Origin of the sequence: Halomonas sp. TG39a, from assembly GCF_000744395.1 — a bacterium.
Lineage (GTDB): Bacteria > Pseudomonadota > Gammaproteobacteria > Pseudomonadales > Halomonadaceae > Vreelandella > Vreelandella ventosae_B.
In genome coordinates this window covers 2636167-2662034 of sequence record NZ_JQLV01000001.1, presented here as the reverse complement: position 1 = coordinate 2662034, position 25868 = coordinate 2636167, and the positions used below count along the sequence as shown (strand labels likewise).

General features: G+C 57.5%; 23 protein-coding genes. 16 read left to right on the top strand and 7 right to left on the bottom strand.

Annotated features, from left to right (window positions below; translation table 11 throughout):
• Positions 1–24: 24 nt before the first annotated feature.
• The 4 genes from U738_RS11895 (at position 25) to U738_RS11880 (ending at position 3973) form a co-directional block, all read left to right on the top strand.
• The gene (locus tag U738_RS11895) at positions 25–933 is read left to right on the top strand and encodes a LysR family transcriptional regulator (protein ID WP_035580677.1); all 909 of its coding nucleotides are present in this window, start codon (positions 25–27) and stop codon (positions 931–933) included.
• 121 nt (positions 934–1054) lie between these two features.
• The gene (locus U738_RS11890) at positions 1055–2035 is read left to right on the top strand and encodes a TRAP transporter substrate-binding protein (RefSeq protein ID WP_035580674.1); all 981 of its coding nucleotides are present in this window, start codon (positions 1055–1057) and stop codon (positions 2033–2035) included.
• 91 nt (positions 2036–2126) lie between these two features.
• The gene (locus U738_RS11885; protein WP_035580671.1) at positions 2127–2681 is read left to right on the top strand and encodes a TRAP transporter small permease; all 555 of its coding nucleotides are present in this window, start codon (positions 2127–2129) and stop codon (positions 2679–2681) included.
• Entirely contained in the window at positions 2678–3973 is a 1296-nt protein-coding gene (locus U738_RS11880; protein WP_035580668.1) for a TRAP transporter large permease, read from the top strand. The genes U738_RS11885 and U738_RS11880 overlap by 4 nt, the downstream gene beginning before the upstream one ends.
• Here U738_RS11880 and U738_RS11875 read toward each other — a convergent pair.
• The 3 genes from U738_RS11875 to U738_RS11865 are packed head-to-tail and all read right to left on the bottom strand — an operon-like array spanning position 3960 to position 7934.
• Positions 3960–5417, bottom strand: a complete 1458-nt coding sequence (locus U738_RS11875) for an FAD-binding oxidoreductase (RefSeq protein WP_035580665.1) — start codon at positions 5415–5417, stop codon at positions 3960–3962. The two genes, U738_RS11880 and U738_RS11875, sit on opposite strands and share 14 nt — an antisense overlap.
• The gene (locus U738_RS11870) at positions 5417–6718 is read right to left on the bottom strand and encodes an L-fuconate dehydratase (RefSeq protein ID WP_035580661.1); all 1302 of its coding nucleotides are present in this window, start codon (positions 6716–6718) and stop codon (positions 5417–5419) included. Before U738_RS11870 ends, U738_RS11875 begins: the two co-directional genes overlap by 1 nt.
• 52 nt (positions 6719–6770) lie before the next feature.
• The gene (locus U738_RS11865) at positions 6771–7934 is read right to left on the bottom strand and encodes a fumarylacetoacetate hydrolase family protein (RefSeq protein WP_035580659.1); all 1164 of its coding nucleotides are present in this window, start codon (positions 7932–7934) and stop codon (positions 6771–6773) included.
• Positions 7935–8193: 259 nt separating this feature from the next.
• On the opposite strand from U738_RS11865, the gene U738_RS11860 reads away from it, so the two are divergent.
• From U738_RS11860 to nanR, 8 genes are all read left to right on the top strand, one after another.
• Complete coding sequence (locus tag U738_RS11860; RefSeq protein WP_035580657.1) at positions 8194–8958, top strand: SDR family NAD(P)-dependent oxidoreductase; 765 nt, start codon at positions 8194–8196, stop codon at positions 8956–8958.
• On the top strand, positions 8955–9968 hold the full coding sequence (gene pdxA / locus U738_RS11855) for a 4-hydroxythreonine-4-phosphate dehydrogenase PdxA (protein ID WP_035580655.1): 1014 nt from the start codon (positions 8955–8957) through the stop codon (positions 9966–9968). Before U738_RS11860 ends, pdxA begins: the two co-directional genes overlap by 4 nt.
• On the top strand, positions 9965–11155 hold the full coding sequence (locus tag U738_RS11850) for a four-carbon acid sugar kinase family protein (RefSeq protein ID WP_035580652.1): 1191 nt from the start codon (positions 9965–9967) through the stop codon (positions 11153–11155). Before pdxA ends, U738_RS11850 begins: the two co-directional genes overlap by 4 nt.
• 198 nt (positions 11156–11353) lie before the next feature.
• Positions 11354–12355: a sialic acid TRAP transporter substrate-binding protein SiaP gene (locus tag U738_RS11845; RefSeq protein ID WP_035580649.1), complete on the top strand. Its 1002-nt coding sequence runs from the start codon at positions 11354–11356 to the stop codon at positions 12353–12355.
• 56 nt (positions 12356–12411) lie between these two features.
• Positions 12412–12954 carry a TRAP transporter small permease gene (locus tag U738_RS11840; protein WP_035580646.1) on the top strand — a complete coding sequence of 181 codons (543 nt, stop codon included), beginning with the start codon at positions 12412–12414 and terminating at the stop codon, positions 12952–12954.
• Between the two features lie 41 nt (positions 12955–12995).
• On the top strand, positions 12996–14375 hold the full coding sequence (locus tag U738_RS11835) for a TRAP transporter large permease (protein WP_035580644.1): 1380 nt from the start codon (positions 12996–12998) through the stop codon (positions 14373–14375).
• A 46-nt stretch (positions 14376–14421) separates the two neighbouring features.
• Complete coding sequence (locus U738_RS11830; RefSeq protein WP_035580641.1) at positions 14422–15498, top strand: Ldh family oxidoreductase; 1077 nt, start codon at positions 14422–14424, stop codon at positions 15496–15498.
• 76 nt (positions 15499–15574) lie between these two features.
• Positions 15575–16294: a transcriptional regulator NanR gene (nanR, locus tag U738_RS11825; RefSeq protein ID WP_035580639.1), complete on the top strand. Its 720-nt coding sequence runs from the start codon at positions 15575–15577 to the stop codon at positions 16292–16294.
• 29 nt (positions 16295–16323) lie between these two features.
• Here nanR and U738_RS11820 read toward each other — a convergent pair whose 3' ends face one another.
• From U738_RS11820 to U738_RS11805, 4 genes are all read right to left on the bottom strand, one after another.
• Positions 16324–17961: a UxaA family hydrolase gene (locus U738_RS11820; protein WP_035580636.1), complete on the bottom strand. Its 1638-nt coding sequence runs from the start codon at positions 17959–17961 to the stop codon at positions 16324–16326.
• A 48-nt stretch (positions 17962–18009) separates the two neighbouring features.
• A complete protein-coding gene (locus U738_RS11815; RefSeq protein ID WP_035580634.1) occupies positions 18010–18861 on the bottom strand; it encodes a fumarylacetoacetate hydrolase family protein in 852 nt (283 codons plus the stop codon).
• 24 nt (positions 18862–18885) lie between these two features.
• Positions 18886–19635, bottom strand: coding sequence for an SDR family oxidoreductase (locus U738_RS11810; RefSeq protein ID WP_035580631.1), 750 nt, complete (start codon positions 19633–19635; stop codon positions 18886–18888).
• 289 nt (positions 19636–19924) lie between these two features.
• Positions 19925–21001: a TRAP transporter substrate-binding protein gene (locus tag U738_RS11805; RefSeq protein ID WP_035580628.1), complete on the bottom strand. Its 1077-nt coding sequence runs from the start codon at positions 20999–21001 to the stop codon at positions 19925–19927.
• Between the two features lie 332 nt (positions 21002–21333).
• Here U738_RS11805 and U738_RS11800 point away from each other — a divergent pair, with 332 nt between their 5' ends.
• The 4 genes from U738_RS11800 to U738_RS11785 are packed head-to-tail and all read left to right on the top strand — an operon-like array spanning position 21334 to position 25862.
• Positions 21334–23136, top strand: a complete 1803-nt coding sequence (locus U738_RS11800; protein WP_035580627.1) for an IlvD/Edd family dehydratase — start codon at positions 21334–21336, stop codon at positions 23134–23136.
• A 17-nt stretch (positions 23137–23153) separates the two neighbouring features.
• The gene (locus U738_RS11795) at positions 23154–24098 is read left to right on the top strand and encodes a DMT family transporter (RefSeq protein WP_035580625.1); all 945 of its coding nucleotides are present in this window, start codon (positions 23154–23156) and stop codon (positions 24096–24098) included.
• A 31-nt stretch (positions 24099–24129) separates the two neighbouring features.
• Positions 24130–24900: a FadR/GntR family transcriptional regulator gene (locus tag U738_RS11790; RefSeq protein WP_035580622.1), complete on the top strand. Its 771-nt coding sequence runs from the start codon at positions 24130–24132 to the stop codon at positions 24898–24900.
• Between the two features lie 35 nt (positions 24901–24935).
• The gene (locus U738_RS11785; RefSeq protein ID WP_035583506.1) at positions 24936–25862 is read left to right on the top strand and encodes a Gfo/Idh/MocA family protein; all 927 of its coding nucleotides are present in this window, start codon (positions 24936–24938) and stop codon (positions 25860–25862) included.
• Positions 25863–25868: the final 6 nt, after the last annotated feature.

The following is a 25868-nucleotide window of genomic DNA, read 5'->3' as shown; positions in this document are numbered from 1 at the left end:
GCTTGCTTTAAAGGAGTCCGTTACATGCGCCGCTTCGATTTCGTCACCCTTAAACTGTTTATCTCCGTAGCGGATGAGGGGCGTCTGACGGCGGCTGCCGAGCGCGAACATTTGGCGCTTGCCGCGGTGAGCAAACGTATAAGCGACCTGGAAGCGCTGGTGGGCACAACGCTGCTCTATCGTCGCCCTCGAGGCGTGGAGTTGACCCCCGCAGGCCAAGCATTTCTACATCATGCTCGGCGTATTATGGATAACATTGAACGCCTTAACGCAGAGCTTAGCGAATATGGTGAGGGCGTGCGCGGCCATGTGCGCATTCACTCCAATACCTCGGCAATTATTGCCTTTCTTCCTCAGGATCTCAGCGCCTTTTCCCGCCTCTATCCGGAAATCAAAATTGATCTACAAGAGCGGGTCAGCAGTGAAATCATTGCCGCGGTTCGCGATGGGCTAACCGACATTGGCATTTTCGCCGGGCATGTGGCGGCGCCCGACCTGCAGCAGCTCTCCTATCGGCATGATCGGCTAGTGTTGATGACGCCCATTGACCATCCCTTGGCAGAGCGTGAAAGCATCGCCTTTAACGAAGCGCTGGCGTTTGATTTTATCGGCTTACAGCAGGACGCTTCGCTGCAATCGCTATTGAATGAAAAGGCCAATCTGGCCGGCAAAGCGCTGCATATGCGCATTCAGGTACGCAGCTTCGACGCTATTTGCCGCATGATTCACCACGGCATGGGTGTGGGGGTACTTCCCGAGCAGACCATCTATCGTGATCTGGGCGATTTGCAGCTCAAAAGCATTCCGCTCAGCGATCCATGGGCTCAGCGGGAGTTGGTCATTGGCATGCGCCGTTACGCCACGCTTCCAGTCACAGCTCGGCATTTAGTCGACCACCTCACCCAACATAGCCGGAATGGGAGCATACTCTAAAGCCAAGCCATCGTATTTGACGAAGCCAGCCTTCTCGAACGTCGATTTGAGACACTGGGCAGCTTGTTTCAAGATCAAACCAGCATCACACCCAATAACGACAATCGTAGAGAGTCCTCCCATGCGGAAACAACTACTTGCCACGCTGGCTACCCTAGGCATGCTAACGACGGCCCCGTTCGTCTTGGCTAATCCGATCGAAATTCAAGTCAACAACACTATGAGCGAAGGCGGTTCGGAAAGCGCCGCCGTTGAACGCTTTGCTGAATATTTAGAGGAACAGGCACCAGGCCGCTTTGAAGTGCGTCCTTTTTTAGCCGGTTCTTTGGGCGGTGAGAACGCCGTGCTGGAACTGCTGAATCTGGGCCAAACCCAGCTCTCCATTACCGGTGGTAACTGGCGCCAGCAGTATGCGCCTGAATACGACGCCATTACGGTTCCCTTTGTGTTCACCACCTGGGATGAAGTAGACGCCTATATGGAGAGCCCTTCCGGCCAAGCGCTGGTTGAGAAAGCAGAAAGCCAGGGTGGCCTGAAGTATTTTGGTTTGCAGCACCGCGGGCCCCGCCACATGACCGCTAACAAGGAGATACACACGCCGGCTGATCTGGATGGTTTCCGCCTGCGCCTGCCTTCGCTGCCAGTATGGCTGGAAGTGTGGGAAGAGATCGGCGCTCAGGTAGTGAACGTGCCTGCGCCAGAGATTTATCTCGCCATGCAAACCGGCCAGGTAGATGGCCACGAGAACTCGCTCTCCTCCCCCTATACCCGTCGCCTATGGGAAGTACAGGACTACCTGATTATGACCAGCCACGTACAGTTTCCGTGGAGCTGGGTGGCCAGTTCGCGCTGGTGGGATGGCCTAGAAGCCGATGACCAGGCATTGATTGAAGAGGCGATCGACGTAGCTCGTCAATACGGTTCAGAGCAAGAGCGTGAACTTGACGAGTTCTATCTGGAAGCACTTCAGGATGAAGGGATGACCGTCATTGAGCCGGATGTGACGCCTTTCCGCGAAGCGGCGTTACCGGCCATCGATCGTGTTATGGCTGACATGGCCGACGGTGTGCGTGAAGATGCGCTGGGTAACGACAGCGAGTAAAGCGTGCTGGCCAGAAATCGCGGCGGCCCCATGGGGCCGTCGTTGTAGTTTCATAGACGACCAAAAAGACGTCAGGGTAAGGAGTTCTTCTGTGGAAGATGCGGTAGCGCCCAGTAACGGGCCAGATCGAATTGCTTTCTACACGCTGCGCGGCGTCACCCGGCTATGCGATGGGGTGGGCGTAGCGTTAATGGCGGCCATTCTGCTGCTAATCGTGGCGGCCGTTATTGCCCGTGACCTGCTGGGGCTAGGTATGCCCTGGACCGAAGAAGTGGCGTCAATGCTGGCGATTTACGCGATTGGCTTTGGCTCATTATCGGCGTGGGTGCGCAGCGAGCACCTGGTGGTAGATCTGTTTAGTCACAAGCTCTCAGGGCTGGGTAAAAACATCCAATATCGGCTCACAGCGCTGATTTCCTGCGGTTTTTTTCTGCTCGCTGCGTGGGGCGCATGGATCATGTCGGATATGAGCGCCAATAATAAAACGGTCTCGTTAAGCATCAGTTTTAGTTACCTCTACTACGGTGTTTTCTTCAGCTTTGCGGGCATGGCGCTGATTGCTCTGTGGCAAACCCTGCGTGGACCGGTGGCGTGGTTGGAGGCCTCCCTCGAAGAGGAGCGTACAGAGGAGATAGCCAAACCATGACCGAACTACTGATTTTTGTCGGCGGCTTGTTAGTGCTAATGGCGATTGGCTTGCCGGTAGTCGTCGCTATTGGCGTCACCTCGTTTATCGCCTTGGTATTTACCGGGACTGGCGGTTTACCTGTCGAGCTTTTGCCGCTACGTATGGTGCAAACGCTCAATAACTTTACGCTGTTGGCGATTCCGCTGTTTATTCTGGCCGCCAATATTATGAATATCGGCTCCACCACTACGCGGATTTTTGATTTCGCCACTGCCTTGGTGGGCTTTACCAAGGGCGGCCTTGGCCATGCTAACGTAGTGGCCAGTTCCATCTTTGCCACCATGTCAGGCACCGCTGTGGCTGATGCCGCAGGCCTTGGTAGCATCGAAATCAAGGCCATGAAAGAGCGTGGCTATGCGCTGGATTACTCCACAGGTATCACCGCTGCCTCCAGCGTTATCGGGCCGATTCTACCGCCCAGCATCGCGCTAGTCGTCTATGGCTGGCTGGCCAATGTAAGTATTGGCGGGCTGTTTATGGCGGGGCTGCTGCCGGGTATTTTGATGGCGCTGCTGCTGATGGGCATGACGGTTCTGCTGGCAACCACGGGCAAGGTGGTGATGCCCAAGCCAACACCCTTTGATGCCTGTGAAGTGGCCCGCACTGGTAAGCGTGCAATTCTGCCGTTGATGATGCCGGCGATTATTGTCGGTGGCATTTGGGGCGGCTTTTTCACGCCGACGGAAGCTGGTGCGATTGCCTCGCTCTATGCGGTCATTCTGGGTGGCTTGATCTATCGGGATTTGAATTGGCGGGATCTCTACAGTGCCTTCCGCCGCACCCTGATGTTTAGCGCGGTGATCCTGCTGATTATTGCGGTATCCAGTTTTTATGGCTGGATTCTGGTGCGCATGGGCATCCCCCAGGCGTTGGCGGGCCAGGTCGCCAGCATCGATATGCCCATGTTTGCACTGCTGCTCTGCTTTGCGCTGTTCTTTCTGCTGATTGGCTGCTTTATGTCGGTGATTGAAAGCATCCTGATTTTCACCCCGATTGTGGTGCCAGCGGCACTCAGTGCCGGATTAGATCCCGTTCACTTTGGTATCGTGATGGTGATTACGCTTTCGGTGGGGGTGATTACGCCGCCCTTCGGCACCGTGCTGTTTTTAATGGTGGGCATTACCCGGCTGCGCTACGGTCAGGTCGTTACGGCTATCATGCCGTTCTTACTGCCGATTATCGCCACTATTTTGTTACTAATCGCTGTGCCGGGGTTAGCCACTTGGCTACCAGATATTATGGGGTATTGACCATCGACTTTGCCTGTTGGGAAAGCCCCGCAGGCAAAATCCTGCCTGGATTCATTAGCCCCTTGGGGTCGAACAGTGCCTTAACACCGCTGACCATCTCTAGCTCAATCGGCGATAGCCGCGCCAGGTAGGGTGCCTGTTTGGTGCGGCCAATGCCATGCTCGGCGCTGATGCTGCCGTGGAAGTCGTCGAGCACTTCAAACAGCTGTTCCTCCAGATCATGCAGGTGGGCTTTCTTATCACTGTTCGCCATAGCGATAGGCGGCAGAATATTGAAGTGCAGATTGCCATCGCCTACGTGGCCGTAGGCGATAATTTCGCACTCGGAAGAAGCGGCCATGACCACTTCGGTTGCACGTGTGACGAAGTCGGGAATTGCCGAGATAGGAACTGAGATATCGGTGCGCAAGTGCTCGCCGCGCCGCCGCTGGCCTTCCAGCATGCTTTCGCGGAACTGCCATAGCTGGGCGGATTGAGTGTCGCTAGAGGCCAGGGCGCCATCCAGCACCAGCTCGCGCTCCATGCCGGTTTCCAGCAGTTGTTCCAGCATTGCACCTAAATCTATCGGGCCCGTAGCCGCAACTTCCATTAGCACGTACCAGGGGTAGGCGCTCTCCATCGGGTCGCGCAGCTCAGGCGTTGCTTCGATCGCTAGCTCAATGCAGCGGCGGGGGATCAGCTCAAAAGCGGTCAATAGGTCGCAGCAGTCGCGGCGAGCCAAACCGTAAAGATCAATCACCGCCTGAACAGAGGGCAGGCCAAGCAGTGCGGTACGGTTTTGGGTCGGGCGCGGTGAGAGCTTGAGCACCGCGCCAGTGACGATGCCCAGGGTGCCTTCGCTGCCTAAAAACAGCTGTTGAAGGTCGTAACCGCGGTTGTCTTTATGCAGCGCGTTCAGGCTTTCCCAAACGCGCCCGTCGGGCAGGACTACTTCAAGCCCCAGCACCAGCTCGCGCATCATGCCGTAGCGCAGCACGTTAAGCCCACCTGCGTTGGTGGCGATATTGCCGCCAATCTGACAGCTGCCTTGTGCGCCTAGCGAGAGCGGGAAGTCGCAATCATGCTCAGCTGCCGCTAGCTTAACGTTCTCAAGAATACAGCCCGCGTCTACCGTGATGGTGAAGTTAACCGGGTCAATCGCGCGCACGCTATTTAAGCGCTCTAAGCTGATCACCAGTTCCTGACCATTAGCGGCGGGCAAGGCACCTGCCACCAAACCGCTATGGCCACCTTGGGGCGTCATGGCGACGCCTTGCTCATAGCAGCGCTTAACGACTTCGGCGACGTCCAAGGTACTGGCCGGGCGGGCCACGGCCAACGGCATGCCTAATGTGTCGCCCGCCCAGTCGCTGACGTAGCGGGCCATGGCGTCCGGCTTGCGCAGCAGACCGCGCTCGCCGAGCAGGTGGGTCAGTTCATCTAAAAAGGTGGTCGTCTCGGTCATTAATGCTCTTCCTGCCAGGCCGCGCCCTCTGGGAAGCGGTGCTGTGCTTGGGACGCAGCGTGCATGGCAATACTGTAACCCGGCGCCTCGGGTACCTGGTAGCGGCCTCGGTTGATGACCACCGGGTCGATAAAGTGCTCGTGAAGGTGATCCACATACTCAAGCACACGGCCCTCAAGGCTACCGGATACTGCGATGTAGTCGAACAGTGAGATATGCTGGGTATATTCGCAAAGCCCAACGCCACCACCGTGAGGGCAAATCGGTACGCCAAACTTGGCGGCCATCAGCACCACTAGAATGACTTCGTTAAGCCCACCCAGGCGTGCTGCATCGAGCTGACAATAGTCGATGGCATCGGCCTGGAAGAACTGCTTAAACATCACTTTGTTGTGGCAGTGCTCGCCGGTGGCAACACCAATCGGCGCGACGCGATGGCGGATCTCTGCATGGCCGAGAATATCGTCAGGGCTGGTGGGCTCTTCAATCCACAGCGGGTCAAATTCCGCTAGGCGGCGCATTTTGGTGACTGTTTCGTCGACTTCCCACACCTGGTTGGCGTCCATCATCAGCACGTTGCCCCAGCCGATCTCATCGCGTAGTAGGGCCGCCCGGCGGGCATCCTCTTCGATATCGCCGCCGATCTTTTGCTTAAAATGGGTCCAGCCTTCCGCCAGCGCTTCCCGGGCCAGGCCGCGCACTTTCTCGTCGCTGTAGCCCAGCCAACCCGCGGAGGTGGTGTAGGCAGGGTAGCCATCGCTGCGCATTTCGGCTTCCCGGGCGGCTTTGCCGGAGGATTGGCGGCGCAGTAAACAGATCGCTTCTTCCGGGGTTAGCGCATCGGTGACAAAGCGGAAATCGAGGCAGCGCACCAGCTGTTCCGGCGTCATATCTACCAGCAGTTTCCACACCGGCTTGCCTTCGTTTTTCGCCCACATATCCCACACGGCGTTAACGATGGCGGCGGTGGCTAGGTGAATCGCGCCTTTATCGGGGCCGATCCAGCGCAGCTGACTGTCGCCGGTAATTTCCCGCCAGAAGGTGCCCATATTGTCGGTAATTGAGGCAAGTGACCGCCCTTCAATCAGTGGTGACAGCGACTGCAAGGCGGTGACGACAATCTCGTTGCCGCGACCAATGGTAAAGGTTAACCCATGCCCTTCAGGGCTGCCGTCATCGGTGTGCAGGATGACGTAGGCGGCGGAGTAATCCGGCGCGGCGTTCATGGCATCCGAGCCATCCAGAGAACGCGAGGTGGGAAAACGGATATCCTGAATCTCGACGCGAGTGATGGTTGTCATTGTGCTCTCCTTGGCGTTGAGGTGGGTGGCGTACTGATTGATAAGAGGAGTATTAGCGGCGTGCCAAGTGGCGCATCAGCTCGCGAATACCGTAGGTCCAGGGCGGCAGCTGATCGCTTCTACCTACCTTATTGACCAGGGCGCCCAGGGCCGGGGTGGCGATAGTGACGCGGTCATTCATATGATGAGTGAAACCTTGGCCCTTACCGTCGCGATCCTGAATGGGCGAGAACATAGTGCCGAGGAACAGCATAAAGCCGTCCGGGTATTGGTGGTGGTCGCCGATGGTTTGGCTGACCAGATCCAGCGGATCGCGGCTAATTTCGCGCATATCGCTCTCACCCTGGAGTAGAAAGTCATCATCTTCACCCTCAATACGCAGCGATACCTGGCAGTTGCGCACGCTATCGATATCGAAATGGTCATCAAACAGGCGAATAAACGGGCCAATAGAACAGGAGGCATTGTTATCTTTTGCCTTGCCGAGTAACAGCGCACTGCGACCTTCAACGTCACGCAAGTTGACGTCGTTGCCTAAGGTCGCGCCACGCACCTGACCACGGCTATCGACTGCCAGGACAATTTCCGGCTCGGGGTTATTCCATTGAGATGACGGGTGTAAACCTACCGGGGTGCCAAAACCCACCGAGGAGAGCGGCTGAGCTTTGGTAAATACCTCCGCGTCGGGGCCGATGCCAACTTCCATATATTGCGACCAGCCGCCGCGGGCCTGTAGCGCTTTTTTAAGCGCCATCGCTTCTTCAGAACCCGGTGCAATCTTGGAAAGGTCGCTGCCGATCAGTGCCTGCAAGTCGTCACGCAGCTCGTCAGCACGGGCGGGATCGCCACCTGCTTGCTCCTCAATTACTCGCTCCATCAGGCTGACTGCAAAAGTGACGCCACACGCTTTGACCGCCTGCACATCGCAAGGGGCGAGCAGGTAGGGCGCTTGCGCTGGAGACGACTGGGAATTAGCCAAGAGTGTTTCCAAACTGCCCAGCGGCTTACCTTCTGCGCGTTTAACAACTTCCAGCAGGTCGTCGCGTTCAAGCAGGTCGGCCATGGTCGGGCCAAGCTCGGTGATATCAATGACTTGGCTATCGTGCACGGTAACCAGTGCGGGGCCAGCATGCGGGCTATCCAGCCATACACGGCCAACCAGCAGCGCGTTATCCAGGTCATTGGGAACGGCGTCAGTCAGGGAAAGTGGGTTCATGCGTGCCTCCTGTAGTAATAATGGAACAGTGATAATGGAACAGTCATAAGTGAGTCGTTAAAAATGGTGCGCGACTGGCGGTTGGTGCGCCATCGCCTATCCTGTTATAGATATCGTGTTGTATGACAGGTATGCCAGTTCATGCCTTACTCTAGCGCACCGCTCTATTTCGGGTCGATAGGTAAATCTGTCTAGATGACGGCGACTCCACCGAGCACGGCGTTCAACAATAAAAGCAAAAAGCATTAAGGAGAATTTCATGTTAGACGAGTGGAAAGGCAAGCGAGTATTGATTACCGGAGCTAGCCGCGGCATCGGCGCCGCCGTGGCTAAGCAGTTGGGCGCGCTAGGGGCCTACGTGGCGGTGCACTATCACAGCAGTGAAGCGCCCGCCGAAGCGGTGGCACAGGCTATTCGTGATGCAGGTGGCGACGCCTTTACCCTTACAGCGGATGTCAGCCACAGCAGTGAAACCCAAAAGCTTGTTGACGATGCTGCCGAGCGGTTAGGCGGTTTGGATCTGTTGATTAATAACGCTGGCGACATGATGAAGCGCGTTGGTTTAGACGATATGAGCGATGATCTTTTTGATCAGGTCATGGATCTCAATGTGCGCTCCGTGGTCATGGCCAGCAGAGCGGCGCTGCCGCATTTTCGCCGCGCAGGGAGAGGGAATATTATTCACACCACGTCGATTGCCGCGCGCAACGGTGGCGGGGGTGGTGCCGGGTTATACGCCTCTGCCAAGGGGTTTGTAAGTACGATAACCCGCAATATGGCGAAGGAACTGGCGGGCGATAATGTTCGGGTTAATGCCGTGGCCCCCGGCACGATTGCAACTGACTTTCATGACCGCCACTCCAGTGAGGCTCATTTAGCCGCTGCTCGGGCGTCGATTCCTATGGGCCGTTTGGGTACGGCGGAAGAGTGCGTGGGTGCCTATGTCTTCCTGGGCACCGATGCACTTAGTGGCTACGTTAACGGCCAAATCATTGAGGTTAACGGCGGGCAGCTAATGCCATGACTATCTCAACGTCCGAATCGAATCAGCGCTACGACATTGTTATTACCATGGGTGACCCTGCGGGCATTGGCCCGGAAATTATTTGTCGCGCATTGAGTGCCATGTCGGCTGCCGAGCGTGCCAGCGCCATGGTGGTCGGCGATCCGGCTATTTATCGCCGTGCGGCGGCGAGCATTGGCGCTGAACTGGCGTTTGTGCCACTCGACCAGGTAGAAAGCGGGCACGACTGTGTGGCCGTCGGGGTGGTGGAGGTGCCCAAAGGAGTCGAAATTCCCGATGGACAAATCAGCGCCGGTGCAGGCGATATGGCGTTTCGTTGCGTTCAGAAAGCCGTTGATCTGGTGCAGGCGGGGCGCGCGCAAGTGATTGTCACCGCCCCATTGAATAAGGCGGCGCTGCACGAAGCCGGGCACCATTACGATGGTCACACGGGCATGCTCGCCTCGCTGACCGGTGCGCCCTCGTCGTTTATGCTGCTGGCCTCCGAGACGCTCTCGACCCTGCATGTTTCCACTCACGTGTCGCTACGCGATGCGATCGATAGAGTGACCCCAGAGCGCATCATCGCCACAGTGGAGGCGGGACACGCGCACTTGGTCGCGCTAGGCATGCAGGCGCCGCGTATCGCCGTGGCCGGGCTCAACCCTCACTGTGGCGAAGGGGGGATTTTCGGTGACGAGGATAGCCGATGCATAGCCCCCGCGGTGGAGCGTTTGCGCGAACAGGGTTTTGATGTGAGCGGGCCGATCTCGGCGGATACGGTGTTTTACCGCGCTTCGAAAGGCGAGTTCGACCTAGTCATTGCCCAGTATCACGACCAAGGCCATATTCCCGTCAAGCTGATCGCCTTTGATACTACAGTGAATGTCAGCCTCGGCTTGCCACTTCAGCGCACTTCTGTGGATCACGGCACCGCCTTCGACATTGCCTGGCAGGGCAAAGCCGATGCCACCAATATGGGCTCGGCGATTACCTATGCCCGGCGACTAGCCAGAGGCGCCAAGGCATGAGCGACTGCCGATTGGCGATTATTGCCGACGATCTATCTGGGGCGCTGGATACCGCGGCACCGTTTGCCGCGCGGGGTGGTGATGCCCGCGTGGTGATTAGTCTGGAGGCGTTAGCGGCGTCGCTGGAAAAATGGCAAGGCCAATGGCCAGACGTAATCGCCGTGAATACTGAATCCCGTCATTTGCAGGCTGAGCAAGCCGCGTTGCGGGTGAGTGAGGCGGTTCGATTATTAACGTGCGTCACCCCAAAACAGTGGTTTAAAAAGGTCGACTCGACTCTGCGGGGGCAGGTGGTTGCAGAGTGCACGGCAGTGAGAGAAGCGCTTAGCCTCCCTTTGCTGCTGGCGCCTGCGGTGCCGGCACAGGGGCGAACAGTGCGCGATGCCCTGGTGTGGGTAAATGGGGTTCCTCTCGCAGACACTGCCTACCAGCAGGATGCTCGATCGGCGCCGCTGGTCGGCCCCATTGATCAAGCCTTTTCCCCCAGTGGGCTACCCCTTCAGCGCTATCAGCCTGGGCGAGAAGCACCTTTTCCCAGCGCTGACTGCATCGCCGATACTGAGAGCGACGAAGAGCTCTCAGCCCTCTATAACGAATTAATATCTGCTGGCGAAAGCCGCGTGATGATAGGGGCGGCGGGGCTGGCAACGGCCATCGCTCAGCACAGCTTTGGGTCTTCTGTTGCGGACTTTCGCTCGCTGGGTAATGTTGCCGCAGTGCTGTACGCCGTAGGCTCTAGAAGCCCTCGCGCTGCCGAACAGCTCGAGCAGCTGTGTAAACAGTGGCCCGATTTAGCCGTTATAAAAGCGTACCAAAAGCCTGGTGATGCTTCCTTGGCTACCCATGATTTAGGTGCCTGTGTGGTAGTGCCAGGCTGCAAGGAGTGCACTCTCACAGCGAGTGAGGTGGCGCAAGCAATGGCTGTTCAGGTAGTAAGTATTATCTCAACGCGGAACGCAGATGAGAGTCTGCTGTTTTTAACTGGCGGTGATATCGCCATGGCCGGGCTCACTCAGTTGGGGGTAAGGTATATCTCCGTTGAGACGGAGTGGTCGCCGGGTGTGGCGTTGGGTTATTTGGATGGCGATCCCGTTCGTAGAGTGATGACCAAAGCAGGCGGGTTTGGTGACCCGCAGCTACTCGTGCGCTTACACCATCAACTCAGTTCGCGGCTGGCATCATCATAGGCATGACGAAAATCCTTAGCTGGATAGTTGCGCGATTGCAGGCGACCAACTAGGTTTGAAGCTGGTGGTATGATACGTATACAGCACTATGATCGGTTACGTTGGCAGCCGCCGCTTAAATAATAACCAATAAATCACAATAAACAGCAGCACATCACAGTAACCAACAACAAATCTAATGGTTATGAGGAGTACACGATGAGCCATAAAAGCCCGCAACATCTCCGTATGTCCCGTCTGCTAACCGCCACGCTGATCGCTGCAGGCATCGGTTTTGCAGGTGCCGTTCACGCTGCCGAAAACCTCCGCTTTGCCCATGTTTATGAAACCTCGGAGCCCTTCCACAAATGGGCGCTGTGGGCCGCCGATGAGATCGAAGAGCGTACCGACGGTCGCTATACCATGCAGGTGCACCCCGCCTCTTCGTTAGGCAAAGAGGAGGATATTAACGAAGGGCTTGAACTGGGCACCGTGGACGTTATTTATACCGGCACCCAGTTTGCTGGCCGCTCCTATGGGCCCATTGGTATCGCGGGTGCTGCCTATATGTTCCGTGATTTCGATCACTGGCAGGCCTTTGCTGACAGCGACCTGTTCCAAGAGATTGCCCAGGGCTACCAGGACCAAACCGGCAACGTACCGATGGCGCTCAACTATTACGGTGAGCGGCATGTCACTTCCAATGAGGCGGTCAACGAGCCTGCTGATATGGAAGGCCTGAAAATACGCGTGCCCAACGCGCCGATGTACATGATGATGCCGGAAGCGGTCGGCGCCAATCCCACCCCCATTGCCTTTGACGAGGTCTATCTGGCCTTGCAGCAGGGCGTGGTGGATGCCCAGGAAAACCCACTGCCGACCATCCGTGCCAAGGCCTTTCATGAGGTTCAGGACTACATCAACCTAACCGGGCATATTACCGACTCGTTAATCACTATTGTGGGTGGGCCACGCTGGAACCAGCTCTCAGAGGAGGATCGTGAAATATTCCGCGAGGTTTTCCAGGAAGCCGCCGAGAACAACACCCAGGATATTCTCAAATCCGAGGAAGAACTGGTGGCGTGGTTCGAGGAGCAGGGTAACACGGTCAATGAAGTGGATCGTGAGCTCTTCCGTGAGGCGGTTATGCCTGCCCATAACGGCGATGCTGCCACCTGGGATGAGGAAACCTACGACCGTCTCCAGGCTATCGGCCAATAATCCAACCCTTTGATAACACTCCGCTCCTTTGAGCGGAGTGTTTGGAGTGTTGTGCCATGAGTGACACACGCGAAGACATCCCGCCTGTCGTCGATCCAATGGTCGATTTTGAATCCGCCTTTGATGACACCCCGTTCAGGCTGAGTGATTACCGGATTGAGGATTTGGCGACCCTAATACTGTTCTGGGCGCTGATTTTAGTGGTATTCGCCCAGTTCTTTAGCCGCTATGTAATGGGTGACTCAATCGGCTGGACGGAAGAGATCGCCCGCTACCTGCTGATTGGGGTTGGGTTTATGGGCAGTGTCATGGCCGCCCGCAATGGCAGCCATATTATGGTGGAATTCTTCTACCACTATATGCCTGCGTGGCAAGCGCTTTTGCTGGAGCGTCTAGTAAACCTCATCAGCCTTACTTTCTATATAGCGATGGCGTGGGTGACCTATCAGCTGGCATCGCGCACCAATAGTTTGATGGTGTCTATCGATCTGCCCAAAAGCATCATCTATTTCACCGTGTGTGGGGCATTTGTATTGATGGCGATGCGTACCGTTCAACGGCTCTATCTCAAGTATCAACACCGCAACGATGATGTTTAAAGAGTGCTTTTCACCCCGCCATTTTTATTAAGAGGCCTGCTATGTCTCGATTAACTGTGATGCGCTGGCAAAAGCCACTCGTGTCGCCGCTGCTGGCGGCCCTTGCGGTGCTTGGTTGCGTGATCTTGCCGCTGATGGGCTACCATCTTGCGTTTCTGTTTTTCGCGCTGTTTACCATGCTGGTGCTCGGTGTGCCCATCGCTATTAGTCTGGCGGGCTCCTGCTTGATGTTTGTGCTGATCACCGGACAAGTACCCAATATTGTGGTTGCCCACCGCATGATTAATGGCATTGACAGCTTTCCGCTGCTGGCGATTCCCTTTTTTATCTTTGCCGGTAGTTTGATGAACAACGGCGGGATTACTGAGCGCATTTTCAATTTTGCCAAGGCGTTAATGGGTTGGATGCGTGGCGGGCTTGGGCACGTAAATGTTGGCGCCAGTATCGTATTCTCTGGGATGTCCGGGGCGGCGGTAGCGGATGCCGGTGGCCTTGGCATGATCGAAGTAAAAGCCATGAAAGACGCCGGTTACGATGAAGAGTTTGCGGTAGGCATTACCGCCGCGTCATCAACTATCGGGCCAATCATTCCGCCTAGTCTGCCGATGGTGATTTACGGCGTGATGGCCTCCGCCTCGGTGGGCCAGCTGTTCGCAGCGGGTCTGGTTCCTGGGCTGCTAATGGGCGCCATGCTGATGCTGATGATCTTTATTATCTCGCGTCGGCGCGGCTATCAGCGCGATGCGGTCTTCTCGATGCGGGTGCTAGGCCATACCTTTAAGCGGGCTTTCTTATCGCTAATGACGCCGGTTATTATCGTTGGAGGTATTATTAGTGGTGCTTTTACACCCACCGAGGCGGCAGTGGCCGCGGTGTTCTATGCGCTGCTACTGGGCGTGGTGGTTTATCGCACGCTGACTTGGCGCAAGCTACTCAAAGTCAGCATGGACACCATCGAAACCACCGCCGTCATTCTGTTCATTGTCTCTTCAGCGTCGATCTTTGCCTGGATTCTCACCAGTAATCAGGTCACTCAGAACGTGATTGCCCTAATGGGCCCCTTTGCCGACAGCAAGCTTGCGGTGCTGATGATGGCGAACATTGTGCTGATTATCGTCGGCTGTTTTATGGAAACCATCGCCGCGATCACTATTTTAGTGCCCGTTTTGCTGCCGATGGCGGTAGCGGTGGGGGTAGACCCGGTGCACTTTGGGGTGATTATGGTGCTCAACCTGATGATAGGGTTGCTGACCCCGCCGGTGGGCATGGTGCTCTACGTGCTCTCGCGGGTCTCCAATGTCAGCTTTGAGCGCTGCATGCGCGGCACCATGCCGTTTCTTATCCCCTTGGTGGTCTGCCTGCTCTTGGTCACCTTTATTCCGGCGATCTCCATGTGGCTACCCACACTGATTTATCGTTAAGCACTGTCGAGAACGGTTTAATATTAAGACCAGGAGTACGTGGCCCATGACTGATCCGTCGCCAGAGTTTCGCGTCGCGCGCGAAGACCTTGATCGCTTTATGCAAGCAGCACTTGCGGCTGCGGGAGCTGATCAGGCATCGGCAGAGGCCGTAACCCGCGCCCTGGTCACGGCCTCGCGGATGGGCACCGACAGCCACGGTTTGCGGCTGCTGCCCCACTATTTGCAGGCGCTTAAAGGTGGGCGCATTAATGGCTCGCCTAACATGCAATTTCACCAGCGCTTGGCCGCAACGGGGTTTTTAGACGCGGACGATGGGCTAGGCCACCTGGCGGGTTATGCCGCGATGGAACACGCCATCGCAATGGCGCAAGAGGTTGGCATGGGCGCTGTCGCCGTGGGCAACTCTTCCCACTTTGGTGCGGCGGGCTGCTATGCCTTAGCGGCGGCTGAACGCGGTTATCTGGGAATGGCGTTTTGTAACTCCGACCCTTTCGTGCTGCTGCATGACGGCGCCAAGCCGTTCCATGGCACCAACCCCATCGCCTTTGCTGCACCGGTAGCGGGTGAGGCGCCGTATCTGCTGGATATGGCCACCAGCTCGGTACCATGGAATCGCGTGCAACAGTACGCTGCTATTGGTCGTGAACTGCCGGATCAGGTAGCCGCCGATGCTAACGGGCAGGTAAGCCGCGTTCCCAGCGAGGTGGCAGCTCTGCTGCCGTTAGGAGGCAGCGCCTTCGGCTTTAAGGGCGCCGGGCTGGGTGGCATGGTGGAGATACTGAGCTCAATGCTATCGGGTATGCAGCACGGCTTTAAACTTCTCCCCATGGGCGGGCCAGATATGGCCACGCCGCGTGGAGTAGGGCATTTTTGCCTGGCCATGAACCCCGATGCGTTTGTAGACGAAGGCACTTTCGCACGCGGGCTAGCTGAGTACTTGGCCGACCTGCGTACTCAGCCTTCCGCCGAGGGTGCAGAGGTGCTAGCACCAGGTGATCGCGAATGGCGCTGCCAGAGCAAACGCGATGCCGAAGGCATTCCGCTCGATTCCGCCAATCAGTTAGCCTATGCCGAAATTGCTAAACAGTACCTAATAGCGCCGCTCACTCAACTCTGTTGAAAGCTGGTTTGAAGGATAATGTCTAAAAATGCAGTAAAATGGCGGAAAATTCCAGGTTAACCAGGGGTGACTGCCTATGAGCAGATACCGGATCGAGCGAAAAACGCTGTCCGAACAGGTCGCTGAGCAGCTCGAGGCGGAGATCCTCGAAGGGCGGCTGAGTGAAAATGATCAACTGCCTTCAGAGCGGGAGTTGATGGAGCAGTTTGGTGTTGGCAGACCAGCAGTGCGCGAAGCGCTGTTCCATCTTCAGCAACTTGGGCTAATTGCCATCAACAGCGGCACCCGTGCCAGGGTGATTCGCCCCACTGCCGAGGCGGTGATGGCCAGGCTCTCCGGGGTGACCCGGCAACTGCTTTCCAAGCCCGATGGCCAGCAATATTTTCAAGAAGCGCGGGCCATGTTTGAAATTTCATTGGCGCGCTATGCCGCGCGTAATGCCAGTGAGGAAGATTTGGCCAGATTGCGCGATGCGTTGGCCGATAATCGCGATGCGATTGGGGACGAAGCGCGCTTTAAACGCTCTGACAATGATTTCCATGGGGTGCTGGCAAGCATTGGCCGAAATCCCATATTTGATGCCATGCATTTGGCGCTATCGGAATGGCTGGACGACCGACGTGCCCAGGTGCTGCAACAAAAGGATGAGGACAAAGCTGCCACCGCCGCGCATACCGAGATCATTGAGGCCATTGAGTCCCGTGACCCAGACGCAGCCGAAGCGGCGATGCGGCGCCATCTCGACCGCCACTACGGCACCTACATGCAGCTCAAGAAGCGCCTCGCGCCTGATTGACCTGGCGTGTTTTGCAGCTGCTTTTGCTGTTAGAGAGACACGCCACGCTTCCAGGGAATAAAGTCGTACTGAGCAAGCGACACCGCACGTGGCCGGTAGCGTCCAGATGCCGTCTCGATGCACATCTCAAGCAAACGATCGGCTAATTCGCCGATCGCCACCTCGCCGCGAATGATTGGTCCGGCATCAAAGTCGATGACGTCGCTCATACGTGTAGCAAGTGTCGAGTTGCTGGCGATTTTGAGCACCGGCGTAACCGGGTTACCGGTTGGCGTGCCCAGCCCCGTGGTGAACAGGATCAGGTTGGCGCCGGAACCGGCCAACGCAGTGGTTGATTCCACGTCATTGCCCGGCGTGCACAGCAGACTAAGGCCCGCGCGTGTTTGTGGTTCGGTGTAGTCGAGCACGTCGACCACCGGGCTGTCGCCGCCTTTCTTGGCCGCGCCAGCGGATTTCATGGCATCGGTGATCAGACCGTCACGAATATTGCCAGGTGATGGGTTCATGGAAAAATCGGCGCCGACCAAGGCCGCATGACGCTGATAAGCCGCCATCAGTTCGCTAAACCGCTCTGCCACTGAATCATCACTGCAGCGGGCGATTAGTTCGTGCTCTACGCCACACAGTTCCGGAAACTCACTGAGAATGCCGCTGCCGCCCAGCGCCACTAAGCGGTCGATGACCGCACCGACCAGTGGGTTGGCGGACAGCCCGGAAAAACCATCTGAGCCGCCGCACTCCACGCCGATGCTGAGTTTTGACAGCGGCGCCGGGGTGCGCTCTACCTGGTTGGCGGTGGCTAGGCCATCAAAAATGGTGGTCAGCGATTCGCGTATCAGTGCGGTTTCACTCTGACTGGCTTGCTGTTCAAGGTAGTGTACCGGACGCAGGCCTTGGGGATCGCGAGCCTGAACCGCCGCTTTGATCATGTCGATCTGCGCCTTCTGGCAGCCAAGGCTGAGCACCGTAGCACCGGCCACGTTTGGGTGGCAGATATAACCGGCGAGTAGCTGACAAAGTGCCTGGGCGTCGCCATCCGTGCCGCCGCAGCCGAGAGTGTGGGTCAGAAAGCGTACCCCATCGACATTCGGAAACAGTCGTTCGCGAGGCGGTGGGGAGGGTTCGCCCGCATTGCCATGCAGCAACTCCCGGGCTAACTGCTTGTATTCACGGAAAGGATCTTCACCCAGCGCGTCGGCGACGCACTGACGTAGCACCTCAATGTTGCGGTTCTCGCAGAATACCAGCGGAACGACCAGCCATACGTTGGCGGTACCGACCTTCCCATCCGGGCGGTGGTAGCCATCGAAGGTGGCGCCCTGAAAATGCGCGACGTCAGGCGCCTGCCAGCTACCGCGCTTGGCTTGAGGCGTCGAGCTGGCGGTGCTGTGTTCGACGTTCTCGGTGGTAACGGCCGCACCCTGGGCGATGGAGCGGGTGGCACGTCCCACAGTGACGCCGTACATGATCACAGTGTTGCCAGGCTCAAGGGCCGTCAGTGCGAACTTGTGCTTATGGCGAATCGCCTCGGTGAGCGTGATGCGCTGGCCGTTGTCGGTGACGTCAGTGCCAGCGGGCAAATCCTTCAGGGCGACGCGAACATTGTCGGCGGCATGCACACGTAGGGTGCCCAGCTGGCCGCTGTCACTGGCAATGGTCTGGCTCATGGCAAGGCTCCAGCGTTGTGGGTTAGCGAGGTTTCGCCGCCTCCTGACTCAGCGCTGCTGGTCGGCTACGACGGTCTGGTGCTGCTCACCGAGCCCTTGGATACCCAGGCGCATGCGCTGGCCGGGTTTTAAGTAAACCGGCGGCTGTTGACCCATGCCGACACCGGGCGGCGTGCCGGTGGAGATCACATCGCCCGGCTGTAGGCTCATAAAGCGGCTTAAGTAGCTGATCAGAAAAGGAATCTGATAGACCATGGTGCGGGTGTTGCCGTCCTGGTAGCGCTTGCCATCCACGTCGAGCCACATGTCGAGCTGATGGGGGTCTGCCACCTCGTCGGGCGTGACTAGCCACGGGCCTAGGGGGCCGAAGGTATCGCAGCCCTTGCCTTTGTCCCAGGTGCCGCTGCGTTCGAGCTGGAACTCGCGCTCGGAGACATCGTTGACCACACAGAAGCCAGCAACGTGCTGCATGGCATCGGCTTCGTCGATGTAGCGCCCGGCCTTGCCGATCACCACACCAAGCTCTACTTCCCAATCGGTTTTCTCGGAATCGCGGGGAATGATCACCTCATCATTCGGGCCGCAGATGGCGCTGGTCCATTTATTGAAGATCACCGGCTCCGGGGGAACCTGCGCGCCAGTCTCGGCGGCATGATCCGAGTAATTCAGGCCAATGCAGATGAACTTGCCCACACCCGCAACGCAGGGGCCAATGCGCGTATCGGCGGTTATCTCAGGCAGGCTCGTGGCATCCAGCGCAGCAAGCCCTTCGAGGGTGCGGCGGTCAAGAGACTCTCCGGACAGATCGGTGATATGGGCCGACAGGTCGCGGATTACCCCATTATCATCCAGCAAGCCGGGCTTTTCATGGCCGCGCGGGCCGAAGCGTAATAGTTTCATCGGTCGGTTCCTTGGTTTACGTGATCAGATCAGCCAGCCACCGTCGATAATCTGGGCGGTGCCGGTGGTATAGGCGGACTCATCAGCGGCCAGGTAAGTGGCCAGGGCGGCAATTTCTTGCGGGCTGCCCAGACGCCCTTGAGGCTGCCTGGCGATGAATTCGGCGTAGACATCATCTTCTTTTCGCCCCTGCCGTTTGGCTTGTTCGCCAATGCGTTGGCGCAGCGAGGGCGAGTCCACTGTGCCGGGGCAGATGGCGTTGCAGCGAATTCCCTGCCCGATGTAGTCGGCTGCCACTGATTTAGTCAGGCCAATTACCGCCGCCTTGGTAGTGCCGTAGGCGCAGCGGTTGGGCACCCCTTTGAGGCTTGAGGCCACCGAAGCCATATTGATGATACTGCCGCCGCCGTTGTCGAGCATGGCCGGTAGAAAGGCGCGAATCATGCGCATCATCGCCATCACATTGAGTGATAGTGAGAGTTCCCAGTCATCGTTGCTGCCATCCAGCAGCGAGCCATTAGCCACGTAGCCGGCGCAGTTGAAGAGAATGTCGATAGCGCCTAGCTCGGCGGCTAGACCCTGAATGGCGGCCTCATCCAGTACGTCGAGTCGGCGCGTGGTGATGCCTTTGACGTTGGCCAGTTCGTCGAGACTTTGGGCATCGATGTCGGTGGCAATGACCCGTGCGCCCTCGGCGGCGAAGTGCAGCGCTGTGGCCCGGCCAATGCCTTGGCCTGCGGCAGTGATCAGTGCCGTCTTGTCTTTAAGTCGCATGGCGGTTCCCGGTGCTATTGTTATTGATTCAGTACAGTTGTTAACCCGGTACTGCTGTTGATCCGGTGATGATCGCTTGTTGATTGCTACTTTGATGACGAAAAGTCATATGGTATGACAGGATGCTAGCATGACATTTAGCTAAGTATGGCCTAGTTACTGACAGTTGCCAATATTCTGAGAGGCATTATGAAACGCAAAAGGGACAGCCGAGGCCGTCCCTGTCATTGCGTTTGAGAATTTACTGTTAAGCGGTGAATGAAGGGGAAGGCCCCAACGTTGAAGGCGATTACTCCGTCATCGATGATTCAGCAATGCGCTGAAACTCAGCCACTAGGTCTTCACCAATGCGTGGGGCCCACTCTTCGTAAACCGGCTGCACGGCTTCCTGGAAAGCGGCAATCTGCTCGTCATCAAGACGGGTAATTTGCATGCCGCGCTCTTCAAGTTGATCCCGCGCCCAGTCGTCGTACTCGCTGGAAAGCTGGATTTCGTAATCCGCGGCTTGCATCGCCGCTTCCTGTACAAGCGCTTGATACTCGGGGTCGAGGCGATCCCAGGTACGCTGCGAGATCATCTTGATAAAGGGTGTGTAGACGTGGCGGGTTTCGGAACCGTAGTCCTGAACTTCATGGAAGTTGGAAGTCAGGATGGTGCTCCAGGGGTTCTCCTGGCCATCGACAACGCCCTGTTCCATGGCGGAGAAGAGTTCACCAAAGGCCATGGGGGTCGGATTGGCGCCCAGGGCTTCCCAAATCGCCAGGTGCACCGGGTTTTCCATGGTGCGAATCGACAGGCCACGAACGTCTAGGCCTGCCACATCCTCTGGAGAGGAGACTTCCCGCGCGCTATTGGAGAGCTGGCGGAAGCCGTTTTCAGAGAATGCCAGGGCTTTCAGGCCGGTGCCATCGAAGGCGTCGAGCATCTCCTGGGCAGCATCGCTACGCATGGCCTCGATAGCCGCCTCCCGGGTAGGTAGCAAGAAGGGGAGGTCGAAAACCGCTAGCTCTTCAACATACCCGGTAGCAGGGGAAGACGACGGGTAGGTCATATCCAGCGTACCGGTCTGCAGCATTTCCATCATCTGCACGTCGTCGCCAAGCTGGCTGTTGGGGAAGATGTTGACGGTGATACGGCCTTCACTGCGCTGGTCAAGAATATCCGCGAAGTACTGGCTGGAGATGTACTGAGGCGAGCTTTCCGCTAAGCCAAGCCCCATGCGTAATGTAACGCTGCCATGATCGCCCACCGTTTCGCCTTCGATTTCAGGCGGGTCGGAAAGGTCGGGTGTTTGCGCGTAAGCGATGCCTGAGCTGAGCAGTGTGGCGCCGGTCAATAATAGGGTGCGTTTCCAAAGATGGTGCATAGTCGTCACTCTCCTGGCGTGCTGCAGACCGTTTCGCTAAGGGGGCTTCTAAACGAGCTGCAGCGTGGTTAATTGTTGTTGTATGTCAGCGGTACTCACCTATTAACGATGTGAGCGCCGCCACCCTTAGATGTGAATGTGTAACGTTTTTTATATATGTTCAACATATACTTTTGTATGTGTCGACGCCGCAGAGAAGAAAGCGTACCTTCATGGCGACTCTCCCCTACATTTAAGGGAGCTTACTTAATCGATTATGTTGGTGGGGCAGTTTGAGTGCCTAAAGCGCGCCTACTGACTTGTTCTATTTACTTTAGGCGTGGAGAGACACCATGGCCAATTTTCAACGAATAACGCCTGAGCAGTTGCGTTCACGCTACTGGTTCGATAACCCCGATCACCCCGGCACCACGGCGCTATGCATCGAGCGCTACCTGAATTACGGTATTACCCTGGATGAACTGACCAGCGGTAAGCCGATTATTGGTATTTGCCAGTCGGGCTCGGATTTAACCCCCTGCAATCGTCACCATATTGACTTGGTTAAACGGGTGAAAGACGGCATTCGCGCGGCTGGCGGGGTGCCGTTTGAATTCCCCATGCACCCTATTCACGAGAATGTACGGCGCCCCACCGCCGCGCTGGATCGTAATCTTGCCTACTTAGGCATCGTCGAAGTGCTGCACGGCTACCCGTTAGATGGTGTGGTGTTAACGACTGGCTGCGATAAAACCACGCCGGCTGCGCTGATGGCGGCGGCAACGGTGAATATCCCCGCTATCGTGCTCTCCGGTGGGCCGATGCTCAACGGCTGGCGCGGTGCCGAGCGGGTAGGCTCGGGGACGATTATCTGGGAGCTTCGCAAGCGCCTGGCCGCGGGAGATATCGACTACGCGGAGTTCCTCTCTCGCGCTAGCGACTCGGCACCCTCGATTGGCCACTGCAACACCATGGGCACCGCTTCCACCATGAACTCTATGGCGGAAGTGCTGGGCATGAGCCTGCCGGGGTCGGCGGTGATTCCCGCGCCCTATAAAGAGCGCGCCATGGTGGCCTACGACACCGGCACGCGGATTGTCGATATGGTCTGGGAAGACCTGCGCCCGCTGGATATTCTGACCCGGGAAGCGTTTGAGAACGCCATCGTGGCCTGCTCGGCATTGGGTGGTTCATCCAATGCGCCGGTGCATATCAATGCGATCGCCCGCCATTCGGGCATTGAATTGGATAACGATGACTGGCAGCGGCTGGGCCATGAAATCCCTTTGCTTGCCAATGTGATGCCCGCCGGTGCTTTCCTTTGCGAAGAGTTCTACCGCGCCGGGGGTGTGCCCGCGATCCTCCATGAGCTACACACTGCCGGTAAGCTGCACGGCGAGGCGCTAACGGTCAATGGCCGCTCCATTGGCGATAATTTGCAGGGCCGTGAAACTCAAGACACTAATGTGATTTGTCGCTATAGCGACCCGTTGGTGGATCATGCGGGCTTCCTCAATCTCAAGGGCAATCTATTCGACTCGGCGCTGATGAAAACCAGCGTGATCTCGCGGGATTTCCGCGAGCGCTTCCTGAATGACCCCAATGACCCGGAAGCCTTTGAGGGCAAGGTGGTGGTATTCGATGGCTCCGAGGATTACCACGCCCGCATTGATGATCCAGCGCTCAACATCGACGCTCGTACCATTCTGGTAATGCGCGGTGCTGGCCCGGTAGGCCACCCTGGCGGTGCCGAAGTGGTCAATATGCAGCCGCCGGAGGCGCTGATCAAACAGGGCATCGAATCGCTGCCGTGCCTGGGCGATGGTCGCCAGTCGGGTACTTCCGGCTCACCGTCGATTCTTAATGCCTCCCCGGAAGCCGCTACCGGGGGTGGCTTGGCGCTGCTGGAGAGTGGCGACCGACTGCGGGTCGATCTCAAGCGCGGTGAGGTGCAACTGCTGATCGAACCCAGTGAACTGGAAGCCCGCCGGGAGCGTTTAGCCCAGCAGGGCGGCTACCGCTACCCTGGCCACCAGACGCCTTGGCAGGAGATCCAGCGCAGCATGGTCGAACCGCTGGACCGCGGTATGACATTGGAACCCGCCACCAAGTACCGCGATGTGGCTCGCCAGCATCCGCCCAGGGATAATCACTGAAGAGACGAATACTAAAGATGAGTCGTTGGAGTACCTTATCGCATCGCCAGCAGGGACTACTATTGACCGCTGGCGGGGCGCTGATCATGGCCCCGGATGCCCTGCTGATTAAAGTGGCCGACCTGCCTGATGCCGAGATATTGATGTGGCGTGGCTTCCTTTCGGGCTTAGGTTTTCTACTGATCGCCCTGATGCGCTATGGCCGCGGCACGCTGGCAGCCTACCGTCGCTGTGGCTGGACGGGTATCGCCGTGGCGCTGCTGTTCAGCCTGACCACCTGCGGTTTCGTGCTGGGCAACCAGTACACCAAGGCGGGCAACGTACTGATGATACTGGCCAGTTCGCCGTTAATCGCTGCCGTGCTCTCCTGGATCATCCTCAATGAGCGTCTGCCCCGACGCACCTGGCTGGCGATATTGCTGTGCATGGTGGGCGTCGCCATGATCGCCCTCGATGACGCGGGCGCAGGTTCTTGGGTCGGAAACGCTTTCGCTTTGATGGCGGCAACGACCCTGGCGATTAACTTTACCCTCTGCCGTACGCGGCCGGGGGTGGATATGAGCCCGATGCTGGTGTTCAACGGCCTTATTGTGGGTAGCACCGCAGGGCTGTTTTGGCTGGCGGGCAGCGAGCCAACCCTGCCTGCAGCCAACCAGCTTGCTGTCGTTATCCTGCTCTGCCTGATTATTGTGCCTTGCGGCGTGACGCTACTGCAGCGTGGGCCGCTCTATCTGCCCTCCGCCGAAGTGGGCCTGCTAATACTGCTGGAAGTGGTGATAGGCACGCTGTTGGCCTGGTGGATTCTGGCCGAAAAGCCCGCGCCAATGGCCATGGTTGGCGGCGTTCTGGTGCTGGGCACACTGGGTGCTAAAGGCCTCTATGAACGGCGGCTGGAACTGAAACAGCGGGCGGGGCTCGATGCTACGCCGTCGATAACAGTCGACCGGTCAAGTACGGTATGATTGACAGGAATCGAAATAGGGTCTTATCGCAGTGACGTCATCTCCTAGTAAGCCAGTAGCTCGCCCCAGTATTGCCGAACATCTCGCCGAGGAGATCTTTGGTGGGCGCTATCACCCCGGTGACTTAGTACCCCGAGAAATGGATCTATGCGAACGCTTTGCGATCAATCGCTCAGCGGTGCGTAGCGATCTTCGCCAACTGGTCGATGCCGGGATTATTGAGCGGATTTCTGGTCATGGTTCCAAGGTGCGCGAATACTCAGAATGGCATATTCTTGATGCCCAGGTGACTGACTGGCTGACCCGCTACGCTGCCCCCAACCCGGATATTCAGCGCGAGATTCTTGCCTTCCGTCTGGACGTTGAGCCCTATGTGGCGATGACCGCCGCCAAGCGGGCCAAGGCGCGTGATTTAGTCGCCATCGAAGAAGCCTTTGAAGGGCTAGGGCAGAATTTACGCAACGCCACCTGCGAAGAGGAGCGGCGGCTGCACAGTGAGTGTGATGTCGCTTTTCACGAGGCGATCTTCAAGGCGACCCACAATATTGTCTGGGCGCAGCTATCACATATCCTGCGACCCTCCATCTACATGCTGATTTCCATGTCCAACGAGAACGCCCCAGATCCTGAAGAGAGCCTGGAGCGTCACCGTCAACTGATGGAGAGCATCCGGCTGCGCCGCCCCCGGGAGGCGTTTTTAGCGTCCCAAGCGGTGTTGGCAGGTACCGCCGCAGCGCTAGGGCTTGAGCACAGCGTTAGCTCATTAGGGCGCAGCGTTGAGTTGCCCCACACCAACTCCTGACCCCATTTTCAATGGTAAATAACAAAGGCCAGCGTATGTCTGACTTCAACCTCGGCTTAGTGGGCGTGGGCAAAATCGTCCGCGACCAGCACCTCCCGGCAATAGCCGCCACCCCGAATTGCCATCTTGTCGCCTCGGCGGATCCCTTCGCCTCGCTGCCGGATCTGCCCGGCTATCAAAACCTGGAAGCGATGCTAGACGCCCACCCTGAAATTACCGCTGTCTCAATCTGCACGCCGACCCATCTGCGCTACTCCCAGGCGCGGGCCGCACTGATGCGCGGCAAACACGTGTTGCTTGAAAAGCCGCCGGGGGCGACGCTTAGCGAAGTAGAGGACTTGATTGCCACCGCGGCCCAGCAGGGCGTTAGCCTATTTGCCGCCTGGCACTCGCGGTTTGCCCCCGGCGTTGCCCAGGCCCAGCAGTGGTTAGCCGAACGGCAGGTGCAGCGGGTAGAGATCGAGTGGAAAGAGGACGTGCGGGTGTGGCACCCAGGCCAAGCGTGGATCTGGCAGCCGGGTGGCATGGGCGTGTTTGATCCCGGTATTAATGCGCTGTCGATTGCGACCGCCATCTTGCCCCAGCCGTTTTTTCTACAACAGGCGCGACTGCTGGTGCCGAGCAATGCGCAAACTCCGATTGCGGCGAAGCTCACCTTTACTGATCCACAAGGCGCGTCGATCGAGGCCGATTTCGACTTCCTACAAAGCGGCCCGCCGACCTGGGATATGCATATCGAAAGCGATGGCAGCCGCTTGAGTCTCACTAAGGGCGGCTGTCGATTGGTCATCGACGATGAACTGGTCATTGAAGAGGAGGAGCGCGAGTATCAAGGTTTATATGCGCGCTTTGCCGAACTGATCGCAAACAAACGCAGCGAGGTTGATGTTGCCCCGCTGCGTCAAGTCGCCGATGCGTTTCTATACGGTCATCGTGAAACCACCGACGCCTTCGTTGAGTAACGTCTT

Coding starts and splice junctions, on each gene's coding strand:
- U738_RS11895 (WP_035580677.1), top strand. CDS start 25: ATGCGCCGCTTCGATTTCGTCACCCTTAAACTGTTTATCTCCGTAGCG.
- U738_RS11890 (WP_035580674.1), top strand. CDS start 1,055: ATGCGGAAACAACTACTTGCCACGCTGGCTACCCTAGGCATGCTAACG.
- U738_RS11880 (WP_035580668.1), top strand. CDS start 2,678: ATGACCGAACTACTGATTTTTGTCGGCGGCTTGTTAGTGCTAATGGCG.
- U738_RS11875 (WP_035580665.1), bottom strand. CDS start 5,417: ATGACCGAGACGACCACCTTTTTAGATGAACTGACCCACCTGCTCGGC.
- U738_RS11870 (WP_035580661.1), bottom strand. CDS start 6,718: ATGACAACCATCACTCGCGTCGAGATTCAGGATATCCGTTTTCCCACC.
- U738_RS11865 (WP_035580659.1), bottom strand. CDS start 7,934: ATGAACCCACTTTCCCTGACTGACGCCGTTCCCAATGACCTGGATAAC.
- U738_RS11860 (WP_035580657.1), top strand. CDS start 8,194: ATGTTAGACGAGTGGAAAGGCAAGCGAGTATTGATTACCGGAGCTAGC.
- pdxA (WP_035580655.1), top strand. CDS start 8,955: ATGACTATCTCAACGTCCGAATCGAATCAGCGCTACGACATTGTTATT.
- U738_RS11850 (WP_035580652.1), top strand. CDS start 9,965: ATGAGCGACTGCCGATTGGCGATTATTGCCGACGATCTATCTGGGGCG.
- U738_RS11845 (WP_035580649.1), top strand. CDS start 11,354: ATGAGCCATAAAAGCCCGCAACATCTCCGTATGTCCCGTCTGCTAACC.
- U738_RS11840 (WP_035580646.1), top strand. CDS start 12,412: ATGAGTGACACACGCGAAGACATCCCGCCTGTCGTCGATCCAATGGTC.
- U738_RS11835 (WP_035580644.1), top strand. CDS start 12,996: ATGTCTCGATTAACTGTGATGCGCTGGCAAAAGCCACTCGTGTCGCCG.
- U738_RS11830 (WP_035580641.1), top strand. CDS start 14,422: ATGACTGATCCGTCGCCAGAGTTTCGCGTCGCGCGCGAAGACCTTGAT.
- nanR (WP_035580639.1), top strand. CDS start 15,575: ATGAGCAGATACCGGATCGAGCGAAAAACGCTGTCCGAACAGGTCGCT.
- U738_RS11820 (WP_035580636.1), bottom strand. CDS start 17,961: ATGAGCCAGACCATTGCCAGTGACAGCGGCCAGCTGGGCACCCTACGT.
- U738_RS11815 (WP_035580634.1), bottom strand. CDS start 18,861: ATGAAACTATTACGCTTCGGCCCGCGCGGCCATGAAAAGCCCGGCTTG.
- U738_RS11810 (WP_035580631.1), bottom strand. CDS start 19,635: ATGCGACTTAAAGACAAGACGGCACTGATCACTGCCGCAGGCCAAGGC.
- U738_RS11805 (WP_035580628.1), bottom strand. CDS start 21,001: ATGCACCATCTTTGGAAACGCACCCTATTATTGACCGGCGCCACACTG.
- U738_RS11800 (WP_035580627.1), top strand. CDS start 21,334: ATGGCCAATTTTCAACGAATAACGCCTGAGCAGTTGCGTTCACGCTAC.
- U738_RS11795 (WP_035580625.1), top strand. CDS start 23,154: ATGAGTCGTTGGAGTACCTTATCGCATCGCCAGCAGGGACTACTATTG.
- U738_RS11785 (WP_035583506.1), top strand. CDS start 24,936: ATGTCTGACTTCAACCTCGGCTTAGTGGGCGTGGGCAAAATCGTCCGC.